At 53.9% G+C, this 13,314-nt stretch carries 15 protein-coding genes; 7 read left to right on the forward strand and 8 right to left on the reverse strand.

What is annotated here, in order from left to right; translation table 11 throughout:
* The first annotated feature begins 14 nt into the window (after positions 1 to 14).
* Positions 15 to 689 (forward strand): DUF2076 domain-containing protein, encoded by a 675-nt coding sequence (locus EPE01S_RS17920; protein ID WP_062747857.1) that lies wholly within the window; start codon positions 15 to 17, stop codon positions 687 to 689.
* 37 nt (positions 690 to 726) lie between these two features.
* On the opposite strand, the gene EPE01S_RS17925 is transcribed toward EPE01S_RS17920, so the two are convergent.
* A complete protein-coding gene (locus tag EPE01S_RS17925) occupies positions 727 to 1,176 on the reverse strand; it encodes a YaiI/YqxD family protein (protein WP_062747859.1) in 450 nt (149 codons plus the stop codon).
* A gap of 162 nt (positions 1,177 to 1,338) precedes the next feature.
* Between EPE01S_RS17925 and proC the strand changes: the two genes are divergently transcribed.
* Positions 1,339 to 2,154, forward strand: coding sequence for a pyrroline-5-carboxylate reductase (proC, locus tag EPE01S_RS17930; RefSeq protein ID WP_062747861.1), 816 nt, complete (start codon positions 1,339 to 1,341; stop codon positions 2,152 to 2,154).
* Between the two features lie 38 nt (positions 2,155 to 2,192).
* Here the strand turns inward: proC and lpxO are convergent, their stop codons facing one another.
* The 4 genes from lpxO to EPE01S_RS23650 form a co-directional block, all read right to left on the reverse strand.
* A complete protein-coding gene (gene lpxO, locus EPE01S_RS17935; RefSeq protein ID WP_062747863.1) occupies positions 2,193 to 3,104 on the reverse strand; it encodes a lipid A hydroxylase LpxO in 912 nt (303 codons plus the stop codon).
* A gap of 187 nt (positions 3,105 to 3,291) precedes the next feature.
* Positions 3,292 to 3,597: a PsiF family protein gene (locus EPE01S_RS17940; protein WP_062747865.1), complete on the reverse strand. Its 306-nt coding sequence runs from the start codon at positions 3,595 to 3,597 to the stop codon at positions 3,292 to 3,294.
* Between the two features lie 158 nt (positions 3,598 to 3,755).
* The gene (iraP, locus tag EPE01S_RS17945) at positions 3,756 to 4,019 is read right to left on the reverse strand and encodes an anti-adapter protein IraP (RefSeq protein WP_062747867.1); all 264 of its coding nucleotides are present in this window, start codon (positions 4,017 to 4,019) and stop codon (positions 3,756 to 3,758) included.
* Positions 4,020 to 4,227: 208 nt separating this feature from the next.
* Positions 4,228 to 4,374, reverse strand: a complete 147-nt coding sequence (locus tag EPE01S_RS23650; protein WP_162900987.1) for a hypothetical protein — start codon at positions 4,372 to 4,374, stop codon at positions 4,228 to 4,230.
* 283 nt (positions 4,375 to 4,657) lie between these two features.
* Between EPE01S_RS23650 and EPE01S_RS17950 the strand changes: the two genes are divergently transcribed.
* Complete coding sequence (locus EPE01S_RS17950; protein ID WP_062747869.1) at positions 4,658 to 7,741, forward strand: beta-galactosidase; 3,084 nt, start codon at positions 4,658 to 4,660, stop codon at positions 7,739 to 7,741.
* Positions 7,742 to 7,744: 3 nt separating this feature from the next.
* Here the strand turns inward: EPE01S_RS17950 and EPE01S_RS17955 are convergent, their stop codons facing one another.
* Together EPE01S_RS17955 and cspE are read right to left on the reverse strand one after the other, a co-directional pair.
* Positions 7,745 to 8,956, reverse strand: coding sequence for a multidrug efflux MFS transporter (locus EPE01S_RS17955; protein ID WP_062747871.1), 1,212 nt, complete (start codon positions 8,954 to 8,956; stop codon positions 7,745 to 7,747).
* A 218-nt stretch (positions 8,957 to 9,174) separates the two neighbouring features.
* The gene (cspE, locus tag EPE01S_RS17960) at positions 9,175 to 9,381 is read right to left on the reverse strand and encodes a transcription antiterminator/RNA stability regulator CspE (protein WP_062747873.1); all 207 of its coding nucleotides are present in this window, start codon (positions 9,379 to 9,381) and stop codon (positions 9,175 to 9,177) included.
* A 433-nt stretch (positions 9,382 to 9,814) separates the two neighbouring features.
* On the opposite strand from cspE, the gene EPE01S_RS17965 reads away from it, so the two are divergent.
* The 3 genes from EPE01S_RS17965 to EPE01S_RS17975 all read left to right on the forward strand — a co-directional run bounded on the left by EPE01S_RS17965 (position 9,815) and on the right by EPE01S_RS17975 (position 11,731).
* Positions 9,815 to 10,492 (forward strand): MarC family NAAT transporter, encoded by a 678-nt coding sequence (locus EPE01S_RS17965; RefSeq protein WP_062747875.1) that lies wholly within the window; start codon positions 9,815 to 9,817, stop codon positions 10,490 to 10,492.
* Between the two features lie 203 nt (positions 10,493 to 10,695).
* Positions 10,696 to 10,956, forward strand: coding sequence for a biofilm development regulator YmgB/AriR family protein (locus EPE01S_RS17970; RefSeq protein ID WP_062747877.1), 261 nt, complete (start codon positions 10,696 to 10,698; stop codon positions 10,954 to 10,956).
* Between the two features lie 241 nt (positions 10,957 to 11,197).
* Positions 11,198 to 11,731 (forward strand): thioredoxin domain-containing protein, encoded by a 534-nt coding sequence (locus EPE01S_RS17975; RefSeq protein ID WP_194715980.1) that lies wholly within the window; start codon positions 11,198 to 11,200, stop codon positions 11,729 to 11,731.
* 53 nt (positions 11,732 to 11,784) lie between these two features.
* On the opposite strand, the gene EPE01S_RS17980 is transcribed toward EPE01S_RS17975, so the two are convergent.
* On the reverse strand, positions 11,785 to 12,081 hold the full coding sequence (locus tag EPE01S_RS17980) for an I78 family peptidase inhibitor (protein WP_062747879.1): 297 nt from the start codon (positions 12,079 to 12,081) through the stop codon (positions 11,785 to 11,787).
* A gap of 440 nt (positions 12,082 to 12,521) precedes the next feature.
* Between EPE01S_RS17980 and EPE01S_RS17985 the strand changes: the two genes are divergently transcribed.
* Positions 12,522 to 13,193 (forward strand): CPBP family intramembrane glutamic endopeptidase, encoded by a 672-nt coding sequence (locus EPE01S_RS17985; protein ID WP_062747881.1) that lies wholly within the window; start codon positions 12,522 to 12,524, stop codon positions 13,191 to 13,193.
* The last annotated feature ends 121 nt before the right edge of the window (positions 13,194 to 13,314 follow it).

Consider the following 13,314-nt stretch of genomic DNA (forward strand, 5'->3'; position numbering starts at 1 on the left):
TTCGGAGAAACCTAATGCAGAACGAAGAACAGCAGTTAATTGACAGCCTGTTTACCCGATTGAAACAGGCAGAAGCTCAGTCCGGCCCCCGTGACAGCGCGGCAGAAAAACTGATCCAGCAGCAAATACAGCAGCAGCCCGGTGCCCCCTACTACATGGCCCAGGCTATCCTGATCCAGGAGGCGGCGTTAAAGCAGCTCAATGCACGCGTCAGTCAGCTGGAAAATGACCTGTCGCAGGCCCGGCAACCGCAGCAGAGCAGCGGCGGTTTTCTCTCTGGCCTGTTCGGCGGCGGAAAACCGGCTCAGAGTGCACCTGCTGCCCAGCCCTGGAGCAATAACGGTGCGCCCGCACCGGTACAGCAACCTGCCTATGCGGCCGCACCGCCTGCGGGGCGGGGCTTCCTGGGCGGCGCACTGCAAACGGCGGTGGGTGTGGCAGGTGGCGTAGTTATGGCCGAAATGCTGACCAGTATGTTCCAGCATCAGCAGCCAGAGGAAATCGTAAATATCATTAACGAACCGCCGCTACCTGATCCCGATCTCAATAACAATCTTGATACCTTTAACGGCAGCGACAATAACGCGTTCCTGGGCCAGGACAGTGGCCTGCAGCAGGATGACAGCAGTGACGATTTCAGCAATGACGCCTTTGCTGATAACGACTTTGATGACGATAATTTTGTCTGAGTGCGGAAAGCGTCTCTCCCCCACGGGAGAGGCTCGCTCACTGACGCTGCTGCAGTAACCATTTATCCAGTTCATTGGCAAATTGCTGGCGGTCACGCTGGTTGAGCGCTGGCGGCCCGCCGGTCTGCACTCCACTGCCACGCAGAGTATCCATAAAGTCACGCATAGTGAGACGCTCACGAATGGTGGCATCACTGTACCGCTCGCCACGCGGGTTCAGCGCGACTGCGCCTTTTTCCATCACCTCCGCGGCCAGCGGAATATCTGCCGTTATCACCAGGTCACCCGCTTCCACTCGCTGCACAATTTCGTTGTCTGCCACGTCAAATCCTGCTGCAACACGCAGAGTACGCAGAAAACGCGAAGGGGGAACGCTCAGTGACTGGTTCGCGACCAGCGTCACCATTATCTGTTCGCGTTCCGCCGCGCGGTAAAGCACGTCTTTGATCACTTTCGGACACGCATCGGCATCCACCCAGATTGGCATGGCTGTTTCCTTTTAAAAATCGTGAAGGGTCAGATCTTCCCACTCTTTTCAAGAATGGCAAAGGGAATCTGCACCCTTTGTAGTGTAAGCCTGGTGAAAGCTGAGTTAAGGTGTACCTGTGGCATCTGACAGATTCTTACAGACTGATTAAGCAGGGAGATTATCATGGAAAAGAAAGTAGGCTTTATAGGCTGCGGCAATATGTCAAAAGCCATTATTGCGGGTCTGGTCAACGCTGGACACATTACACCGGAAAATATTCTGGTTTTTGACCACAAGCCGGAGACCAACCAGGCGATGCAGCAGCAGTATGGCATCACCCCGGCCGGTAGCGCCGAAGAGGTCGCCCGGGAGGCCAATATCCTGTTTGGTGCGGTGAAACCCAACGTGATCCTGTCGGTACTGAAAGATATTGCCGGTAGCCTGAATAAGGAGACGCTGATTGTTTCTATCGCGGCGGGTGTAACGCTGGACGCCCTGGCCACGGTACTCGGCCATGACCGTAAAATTGTCCGTGTGATGCCGAATACCCCAGCCCTGGTCAATGAAGGCATGACATCAGTCACGCCTAACGTGTTGGTTACGGCAGAAGAAGCCCATGAAGTGGTCGAGATCTTTAATGGCTTTGGTAAAGCTGCGCTGGTACCGGAATATCTGATCCATGCGGTAGTGGGTGTCAGCGGTTCGGCCCCGGCTTACGTATTTATGTTTATTGAAGCGATGGCTGATGCGGCAGTGCTCGGTGGAATGCCTCGTGCGCAGGCCTATCAGTTTGCCGCTCAGGCCGTGAAAGGGGCCGCACAGATGGTGCTTGAAACGGGTAAACATCCTGCCGAGTTGAAGGATATGGTGTGCTCACCTGCCGGAACAACTATTGAAGCCGTGAGAGTATTGGAGCAGAAAGGCTTCCGATCTGCGGTGATCGAAGCAATGCACCAGTGTATGGCTAAATCAGAACAGATGAGCAGGCAACAATAACTTTTGCCAGTGCCGCGCCAGGCGCGGCACCATAACGTTTACGAACCGATACTGGGTAGAATAATCAGCAGTAAAATCAGGACAATCAGCGAGTGCTTTACCGCATAATATAACGCGCGATTACGCCTTTTCAGGTTCTGACCGGCATCTCTGACGTGATTGACGTATTTAAAAATGCGATTAATCCCCCCTACCCTGTCACCGTCATCATTCGGGGAACTGGCAGCGGACATCAGGGCATCTCCAACCCAGCGATTAACCGTCTGCGCCCAGCGCCATTTCATCGGCCTCTCAACGTCGCAAAACAGGATGATGCGCGTCTTTTCGCTGCTATTTTTTGCCAGATGTACGTAAGTTTCATCGAAAAACACCGCTTTGCCATCCCGCCAGCTGTGTCTGATGCCATCCACCTCAATAAAACAGCGGTCATCTTCCGGCGTCGACAGGCCCAGATGATAGCGTATCGATCCAGCGTAAGGGTCACGATGCTTACCAAGATGGCTCCCGGCAGGAAGTTCAGCAAACATGGCCGCTTTCACGCCGGGAATATCGCGCAATAAGGCGCAGGTTATCGGGCAGAGTGCTTGCGCAGAAGGGTGGACATCGCCATACCATTTTAAATAAAAACGTTTCCATCCCCGTTTGAAAAAAGTATTAAATCCCGCGTCATTATGCGTTTGTGCCGCTTTAATATGATCCTGCAAACGCACGGCCTCTTCCCGGATCACCTGCCAGTTATCGGTCAGTCTGGCTAATTCAGGAAAAGCGTCTTCATCAAAATAGGGTTGTTTTCCGGGCAAGGCAGACAGCCCGGTCATAAACATATTGACCGGTGCCATAAAGGTAGAGTGATCGAATAACTGTCGAGAAAACTTCAGTTTTTCTCTGCCACGCGAATGCGCATAAACCACACTAATAATAAAAATACCGATAATGATGATTGCCACCATACACCACGTCCTGTAGTTGTAAGTGAATAAGGGACGACAGCGTCCCGGCAGACCGATAATAACGTCGGGATAAAGGGAGATTATTTTAAAGAGAGGGTGGCACTGAATTTAACAATCAGTGCCATGATCGCGTAAGATCAGGAAAAAACACACGGTGAAGCCTGATAAATATCAGAAGGCCAGCTATTCAGCTCTTTTTCAGACAGGTGCTCATAAAGGTTTTACGATCGTCGCCTTTTAGCATTTTTTCACTTGCCTGGGCATTACAGGTTTTCATTTTCATCTGCTGCGGTGTCATTCCCTCCATCTTACTGTCCTTCTTAAGGCAGTTGCTCATAAAGGCTTTTCGGTCATCCCCTTTCAGCATTTTTTCACCTGCCTGCTGGTTACAGACGGTCATTTTCTGCTGCTGCGCGGTTTTCTCTGCGGCACTGACATATCCGGCGGTCGTCAGCGACAACAGAGCAGCTGCGATCAGTATTTGAATTTTCATGAATAACCCATCCCATTATTGTCATAAGTACGCACTGTTAGTGTGGCACGACTTTTTTTTTGAGCGAGTGAGGGAGCAAGAAAATTTAACCGGGTTAACATTAAAAGCGCCCATCGCCGCATACATGCGAGCAGGGGACGTGTTAAACGGAATGGAGATTACTGCCGGGGATGATTTAACAGACGCTGGATATAGTTTTCCAGCAATGGAGCATCTTTTGTATAGTCCGGAGCCATGGAGGTTGAGGCCATTCTCATTGCCTCAGAAATACTGGTCTGGATCGCCTGAAACTGGTCTCTCTCCAGCTTTCTCAGTAATGCCGTCACCACAATCTCCAGAGCTTCTACCTGCGCGACCAGTTCTTTTGACTCTTCTTCTTTTTCCGCCAGTCGGATCAGTAATTCGGCGATGAGGTTTTTCATGCGAATATCCTCGTAAGTTAAAGCCAAACGGTATCATCCGAATCCAAAAAAGAAAACTCATCTTTACGCTATATTTTCGCGACTTAGGCCCCAAAACAGAGCATTAAATGAGGCTTTATTACTCGAAACGTTTCGCTGGCAGTCCCCGCCGTAATACTTCGCACTTTTGTCTCTCAGGGGGCAGAAAACGCCCCCTGAGAGAGGGTGATTAACGCCCCTGCTCCGTAAAACCACCGCGCGGCCCGCCACCATGTCCGCCCCCCCAGCCACCGCCCCCTCCAGGTGGTGGGAACAGACAACCGCTTAATGCTGTTACCAGCGCCATGACGATGACCACTTTTACCGACCGAACCATGCTTCCCCCTGAACAACTGTGAATGACATACCGGCGCTGATAGTAAGCGGCGAAAGGGCGCTCCACAATGCAGATTTCTCCGGTTCCCCGCCCTGTTTACCGGCGGTAACACTGATTAACAGTTCCCTGCCATTTCCCTGTTCTGACCCTGCGTCAGGTGGGGAACGGCCGCCTCCTGTGCACCGAAAATGTTGCGACAGGCATCGCATCCCACACTCTTTTTCCTTTACTTCATTTCGCTTCAGCATCAATGTGAGCGCATAACATTTATGAGGGATCTGGCATGACTGATATTACTCCACTCACCCTGCAGCAGCTTTTATCCATGCGCCACTGGGAAAACCCGGCCGTCACACAGCTTCATCGTCTGCCTGCCCATCCGCCCTTTGCCAGCTGGCGGGATCGCGATGACGCACGTCAGGATCGCCCCAGTCCCGCTGTGCAGTCACTGAACGGCGAGTGGAATTTCAGTTACTACCCGCGCCCGGAGGCGGTGCCGGACGAGTGGTTGCTGGGCGAACTGCCGCAGTCAGACCGCCTCAACGTGCCGGCAAACTGGCAAATGGCAGGCTACGATGCGCCGATCTACACCAACGTCCAGTACCCGATTCCGGTCGATCCACCGCGTGTTCCCGTCGATAACCCGACAGGATGTTACTCGCTCACATTCGAGTGCCACCCGGCGTTTCTGACTGAAGGGCAAACGCGGATTATCTTTGATGGCGTGAATTCGGCCTTTTATCTCTGGTGTAACGGTGAGTTTATTGGCTATTCGCAGGACAGCCGCCTGCCTGCCGAGTTCGACCTCTCCCAAAACCTGCAGCCGGGGAAAAACCGGCTTGCCGTGATGGTGCTGCGCTGGTGCGACGGCAGTTATCTGGAAGATCAGGATATGTGGCGTATGAGCGGCATTTTCCGCGACGTCACCCTGCTGCACAAGCCGGCCGTCCGTCTGTGTGATGTCCACATCGATACGCTTCTCAGCCCCGAGTTCAGCTCCGCACAGCTTAACGTGATGGCACTGACCTCACTGACGAATGCCAGCGATTATCAGCTGGAAGTCACACTGTGGCAGGAAGACCGGGAGATTGCCCGCCACCAACAGCCTTTTGGCACGTCGGTGATTGACGAACGCGGGCGCTACCTCGATCGTACCCGCCTGACGATGCATGTCGATCGGCCACAGCTGTGGAGTGCTGAAACGCCTCATCTGTATCGCGCCGTGGTTGCCCTGCTGGATGCCAGCGGCACGCTGATTGAAGCCGAAGCTTACGACATCGGTTTCCGTAAAGTTGAAGTCAGCGGCGGATTGCTGAAGCTGAACGGTAAGCCCCTGCTGATCCGTGGCACCAACCGTCATGAACATCACCCGGATAACGGGCAGGTGATGGATGAAGCCACGATGGTCAAAGACATTCTGCTGATGAAGCAACATAACTTTAATGCCGTGCGCTGCTCCCATTACCCTAACCATCGACTCTGGTATCGCCTGTGCGATCGCTACGGTCTGTATGTGGTGGATGAGGCGAACATTGAAACTCACGGCATGCAACCCATGAACCGTCTGTCAGACGATCCGGCCTGGTTTAATGCCTTCAGCGAACGCGTGACCCGCATGGTTCAGCGTGACCGGAACCACGCGTGCATCATTCTCTGGTCGCTCGGCAACGAGTCCGGCCACGGCAGTACCCATGATGCGCTCTATCGCTGGATCAAAAGCCACGATCCCAGCCGTCCGGTGCAGTATGAAGGGGGCGGTGCCAATTCCGCTGCCACCGATATCATCTGCCCGATGTATTCCCGCGTCGATCAGGATCAGCCGTTCGATACCGTGCCGAAATGGTCGATTAAAAAATGGATTAGTCTGCCGGAAGAGACCCGTCCTCTGATCCTCTGTGAATATGCCCATGCGATGGGTAACAGTTTTGGCGGGTTCGATCGCTACTGGCAGGCGTTCCGTCAGTTCCCCCGCCTGCAGGGGGGATTCGTCTGGGACTGGGTTGATCAGAGCCTGACGCACAAAGATGAGCACGGGGAGAGCTTCCAGGCGTACGGCGGTGACTTTGGCGATACGCCGAACGACCGCCAGTTCTGTATGAACGGGCTGGTGTTTGCTGACCGTACCCCTCACCCGGCACTGTATGAAGCACAGCGCGCCCAGCAGTTCTTCCAGTTCGAGCTGGCGGGCACCGCGCCATTAACCGTGCGCGTCACCAGCGAATATCTCTTCCGCCACAGCGACAATGAACTGCTGCGCTGGCGGATTGAGCATCAGGGCAGGCCGGTGGCGGAAGGCCAGTGTGAACTGGCTCTGGCTCCGGAAGGCAGTGTCGAACTGATTACCGGCGAACTGCCCTCCCTGGAAGGCGAGTTGTGGCTGCGTGTTGAAGTGATCCAGCCGCTTGCCACTGCCTGGTCGCCAGCGGGGCAGCGTGTCGCCTGGGATGGCTGGCGCCTTCCCGCCGCGCTGACCCTGCCTCTCGCACCAACTGCCGGCGAGTGCCCCCAGCTCCGCCAGGAGCCTGAGCATATAACGATCCAGCACGGTGAACAGCAATGGCAGTTCTGTCGCCAGAGCGGCGAGCTGGTGCAGTGGTTGCGTGGTGACAGGCCGCAACTGCTCTCCCCGCTGCGCGATCTGTTTGCCCGCGCACCTGTCGATAATGATATCGGCATCAGCGAAGTCACACGTATCGATCCAAATGCCTGGGTGGAGCGCTGGAAACGCGCCGGTCACTATCAGCTGGAGAGCCAGTTGCTACGCCTGCAGGCAGACACGCTGAGTGATGGCGTACAAATCAGTGCCGAACATGCTTTCCTGGCGCAGGGGGAAGTGCGTTTCCTCAGCCGTAAACGCTACCGGATCGACATGCAGGGTGAACTTCATCTTGAAGTGGAGGTGGACATCGCCGCAGGGCAGCCGGAACCGGCACGCATCGGTCTGCGCTGCCAACTGGCAGAGACGGCAGACGAGGTGAACTGGCTGGGACTGGGACCGCACGAGAACTATCCCGACCGTCAGTTGGCGGCAGAGTTTTCTCGCTGGACGCTGCCGCTTGAAGGGTTGAGTACGCCTTACGTCTTCCCGGGAGAGAACGGTCTGCGCGGCGGCACTCAGGAACTGACCTTCGGCAACTGGCGCGTTAACGGCGCGTTCCATTTCTCACTCAGCCGACACAGCCTTGAACAGTTGCGTGATACCTCACACCGCCATCTGCTGCGAAATGAGCCCGGATGCTGGCTGATTATTGATGGCTATCATATGGGGGTCGGTGGCGATGACTCCTGGAGCCCCAGCGTTAATGCCGACTTCCTCCTCTCCGCGCGGCAGTACCGTTATCAGCTTAGTCTGTCTGTGAATCACTGATCGTTAGCCCCGGCGCAGCATGGCGTTGCGCCGGGATCGACGATAGACCCAAATCAGCTGTACGCTGTTCACCAGGATCACCACCGCCGTAGCGGCGAATACCCAGCGGAAGCCTGCTGCAGCAGAAATGGCTGAGCCCATCAGTGGCCCGACAACGTTACCCAGGTACATAAAGGACTGGTTATAACCAAAAATACGTCCGGTAACCTGATCGCTGGAATAGCGCAGCAGCAGCGTCTGCACCGCAGGCATCATCGCCCCATCGGCAAATCCCAGCAGAAAACGAAAAATCCCCAGTTCCACCGCACTGTCTGCCCAGGACATGCCGACAAACAGCACCACAGAAAAAATCAGCGCGGCAAACAGAATACGTTCAGCTCCGATCCGATCACCCAGTTTGCCCAGCGTGGGCGCAGAGAGGAGCGCCGACACGCCAGGAATGGCAGCCACCATCCCACTGACAAAGGCGATATTTTGCACGTGCGGCTCAAGCTCGCGGACAAACAGCGTCAAAATCGGGCTGACCGAGCCATTGCAGAGCTGGATAACCAGTGTGGTGACAAAAAGGCTGATCACCAGGCCCGGACGACTGAGCGTGTGAAATACCATGCTGCCGCTGAGTTTGTCCTCTTTTTTCACCCTCGGAGGGCCGCCCTCTTTGATCAGGAACAGGGTGATAAGAAAACTTATCATCAGCAGGCAGGCGGTGATAATAAACACTGCCTGCAGCCCGAGCCAGTCTGCCAGCAGTCCGCCCATTAACGGGCCCATAATCACCCCGCAGATTTGTGCGGTACTGACCATGCTTAACGCCCAGCCGCTGCGTTCACGCGGAACCTGAGCCGCCACCAGTGCCATGGCGTTCGGGATATAGCCCGAGGTCAGCCCCATCAGCGCACGCAGTGCCAGCAGTTGCCAGACGCTGGAGACAAAGGCCTGAAGCAGGATCACCACGCCCATCCCGAGGGAGGCTCGCAGCAGCATCAGTTTACGCCCTTTACGATCGGCAAGGCTGCCCCACATCGGCGAGACAATAGCAGAAACCAGGAAAGTGATACTGAAAATCAGGCCTGACCACAGTGTCAGGGCATCAGGGTCGGTAACGCCCAGCTGTTCAACGTAGAGGGGAAGAAACGGGATAATCTGACTGATAGCCAGCCCGGTAAACAAACAACCGAACCAGACGGAGATGAGGTTAACCTTCCAGGATTCCATCGTACTGTACGTAAAACCTGTCGCAGGGGGACTGTATATTAAGTGTAACAACACTCTTCACGGCCGTCAGTCGCTTATGGCACAGTGTCAGAGAGAATTTTGTTAGCAAACGAATCTTACCGCTGATGTCTGGACGTTAAACGCAAAAAACCCGCCACGAGGGCGGGTTTTTCTTCACATCGAATCTGAGTTCATTACCGCCGAAGCGGAAAACAAACTTAGATAGCAGTTACGTTAGCAGCTGCTGGGCCTTTCTGGCCATTTTCGATAGTGAAAGAGACTTTCTGACCTTCTTCCAGCGTCTTGAAGCCGCCGTTCTGGATTGCAGAGAAGTGTACGAATACATCTTTGCTGCCGTCAGTTGGGGAAATGAAGCCGAAACCTTTCTCAGCGTTGAACCATTTTACTAAACCAGTCATTGACATGGGTCTTTCCTTCAAAATTGTAGTAAGCCACAGTGGGCACAGGGTTTGTCAACAGGGATTACTATGAGGCACTCAGAAGGAAGTCAGGAAGAAGCTTGAAATAACGCTTGAACTGAAGACTGCTTTACTAAAATTGCTCGCATACGTGGGTCTGTATCAAAACCAACGAGTGCATTTACTCATAACACCGACTTCAGTACAAGGGCTCGCGGAACAAAAAAACACGTAAACGCACAACCAATTGATTTAAAAGATAAAATATTTTAAATTTTTATTCACTTTTTCCTGTGACGCTTCCTGTTTATTACTACCCTGCCCCATAAGCACCACGTAAGGCCTAATCCTAACGCCATGACTCAAGTTACACTTCGCATCCCTGTGGGGATAAGGCATGATGCTTTATCCCCTTTTATCGCGTAAGGATCCCCCAGCGATGTTAGAACTGATGAAAGCCATTAGCCTTGGCCTGGTGGTGCTGCTGCCGCTGGCGAACCCGTTAACCACCGTGGCTCTGTTCCTGGGGCTGGCGGGTGACATGAACTATGAGGAGCGAAACCGCCAGTCGTTACAGGCTTCTATTTACGTCTTTATTATCATGGCCGTCGCCTATTACGCCGGTAATGTGGTGATGGATACCTTTGGAATCTCCATTCCGGGGCTGCGTATTGCCGGTGGGCTGATCGTTGCCTTCATCGGTTTTCGTATGCTGTTTCCACAACAGCAGGCAGGACAGTCGGTTGAAGCCGACCATAAAATGGATGAGATGAGCGAGCGTAAAGCAGTGAATATTGCGTTCGTGCCGCTGGCCATGCCGAGCACCGCCGGGCCGGGGACGATTGCGATGATTATCAGCACCGCCTCAACCATTCACAGCGGCACCACGTTTGAGCCCTGGGTGATCATGCTGGCTCCGCCTCTGACGTTTGCTGCCATTGGCGTTATTCTCTGGGGTTGCCTGCGCAGTTCCGGCACCATCATGCGCCTGGTGGGCAAAGGCGGCATTGAGGCGATTTCCCGCCTGATGGGCTTTTTACTGGTCTGTATGGGCGTGCAATTTATGATTAACGGTATTCTGGAAGTGATCTCCACCTATCATGTGTTGCCGGCCTAGCGCTGACAGAATTAAAAATATTTCTGTTTGTTACTGGCATTCCCCTCTCCGCCATCTAGAGTAATAGTCAACTCCCGCCTGTTTATCTTTTAAACAGGCGGCAGACTGCCGTTCTGGCAGTCTGAGTCATTGTCGCGAATATAATTAACCCGAACCTTCAGTGTCACCTCTGGTCACTGAAGGCGCGTTTGTGGAGGTTTGCCATGAGTCAGCAGCTACCCGGCGCGGGGCGCGCCATCACCGACTATTTCAACAGCCCGTCGTTTCATGCCCCGAAAGAGAGCGAACTACTGGAAGCCATTATGATGGAGCTGATGCAGAACGGAAAATCGCCCAGTAATAAAGCCATTATTGCCAACGTCATTGCACGTCTGGAGCATGAGGCTGATGAGTCGGTACTGGAAGGGTATCGTAACCTGCTGGCACAGATCCTGGAGAATCCTAAAGGGCGTCCGATCGGGTGAAGGGTTTCTGCGGAAGAGGGGGAAAAAAATCCCGCACAAGGCGGGAAAAGACGAGCATTGCATATTTTTCAGCGTCACGAGGAAATCACTGTTTTACCGGATGACCTTATCGCGCTGAGATTGCAGCCAGATGACAACTCACGCCCCTCCCTGCCCCCCTATACGAATGTTTACACGCGATAAGATTGCCATTCACCCTCGCCCCGTTAAGATATGCGCCGGACGCAGGCGGAGACAGGTAATGCGCAACTGGCACCAAAAACTCATAAATCAATTCAAGAAGGTGAGCCTTTATCTGCTGATGCCTGTCCTGTTACTGATCCTTTTTATCAGACTGGTGGATGCTTTTCGCTCCCCGGATCTTCCCGCCGATATTTCGACTCAGTCCCTGCATACAATAGACGGTCAGAATCTGACGCTGGCCGAATTGAGTGATAAAAAACCCCTGCTGGTCTGGTTCTGGGACCGCTGGTGTGGTGCCTGTAAAGACACGGTCCCCGTATTAATGCAGTTGAATGACAAACGCACCAGCGTACTGACTATCGCTCACCGTTCGGGCAATGACATTAGTATTGTTCGCTACCTGAATGGGCACCATCTGACCCTGCCCGTGGTTAACGACAGTCGGGGAGAGCTGGCCGCTCGCTGGAACGTGACCACAACACCAACCTTACTGATGGTGGCAAACGGGGAAGTCGTCGCGACCACCAGCGGCTGGACCAGCGCACCAGGGATCTGGCTGCGTCTGTGGTGGGTGAGGAAGTGGTATTACTGAGGGACGACCGGCACAGCGGGCGCCCCTGGGAATCAATCTGATGACAGGAGAGATCAGCCGCAGTAAACCTGGCTTATGTTACCCTGCTGATCGGCCATAAAGTTAATACGATTCAGGTTAAAATCCATCGTAACGGCAGAGTTATACGGAATGGCGCGCACAGCATTTTCAAAGCGCAAAGACGACACCGATGCCAGCGGCTTACCGACATATTGCTGATACTGAGAGGCGCCACATCTGTCCATCTCAGGATCGACCGGCGCGGCGGAAGCACTTTTATTGCTGCCCGACTGACAGCCTGAAAGCGCAACCAGCGCGGCAATTAAAGCCAGTTTCCCATAATATTTCACAGTTATTTCTCCTCTCTTTGCGTAGATATCCGGCAATTACCCTGAAAGGTTAACAGATTACACATTAATTGCGCAGCCAAAATCCCCCCTGACGCCTGGGCTTTTACGGGACACCAGCGCACATTCTGCTCAAATTTCAATCAGAGGAAGACTATAATTTTAACGGAATCCCCTGAGAGGATATTCTTATGGAACTGGCAATTTTTGTTACTTTTGCTGTCATCATGACGCTGGTGGCGGTAAGAATCCGTTAACCCTCTGAGCGCGCTTCTGGTCGACGGGAGCGCGCAATGTCGCTTAAGCTCCCGTGCCGTCCTGCATCACGCCCCCGCGTAAAAAAATCTCCCTTTTTACACATTACGCTGCTGCCGTCGCCTTCTCGACAGCGTTCGTTGTGCTTGTTACCATCGCCTTCTTCACTGGCTATCGGACCCCCTGCCATGACACCCTCAACCGACCGGGTTAATCACACCCTGCTTTGCGCTGGCGTCTTTCTGGTCTGGTACAGCATTACAGTCATCGTCAGCAGTATTCCCCATTTCGCGGCGTTAAAGAGTCAGGGGCTGCTGATGCCGGTCCTCTGCCTGCTGGAGTTCGCCGCCCTGCTGCCCCTTTACCGCGCGTACTCGCAGCATTATTCAGATATCCCGCCAGGCAGACTTCGGCCGGGACAGACGCTGCTGTTCACCGGACTGCTGCTGGCTGTGATTGCCAGCCAGTCTCTCTATCTGCGTCAGGAAGGCTGGACCGGCGAGCAACTCAGCGACAGCACCACCGTGCTGCTGGCCTTTGCCATCGCGGTCGTGTTTCTCGCGCCGGTATTTGAAGAGATCCTGTTTCGCGGCTTTATTCTTCAGGGATTCCTGCTGTGGGCCCCCCGCCAGCGCGTGGCCTGTGCCCTACTGACCTCCCTTATCTTCGCGGCCATGCACACCCAGTATGCCCATCTGCAAACAGTGATTGCCCTGGTGGTACTCTCCCTGCTGCTGTGCGCCGCGCGCCTGGTTTCCGCCGGGCTGAAACTGCCCATATTCCTGCATATGCTTAACAATCTGCTCAGTATCAGCCCGATTCTGTGGAGCCACTTCAGCGGTCAGGGGGTCGGGGCATGATTCAATTTTATAACTGTTTCATTCACCTTATAACTTTCCAGCATAACGATAGCGAATAATCTACTATTGTTCTTAATGCTTGTTCCCTTACACTCGCGAAAAACGTCATTCCAGGAAACGT

The sequence above is a fragment of the Erwinia persicina NBRC 102418 genome (assembly GCF_001571305.1).
In the GTDB taxonomy this organism is placed as follows: Bacteria; Pseudomonadota; Gammaproteobacteria; order Enterobacterales; family Enterobacteriaceae; genus Erwinia; species Erwinia persicina.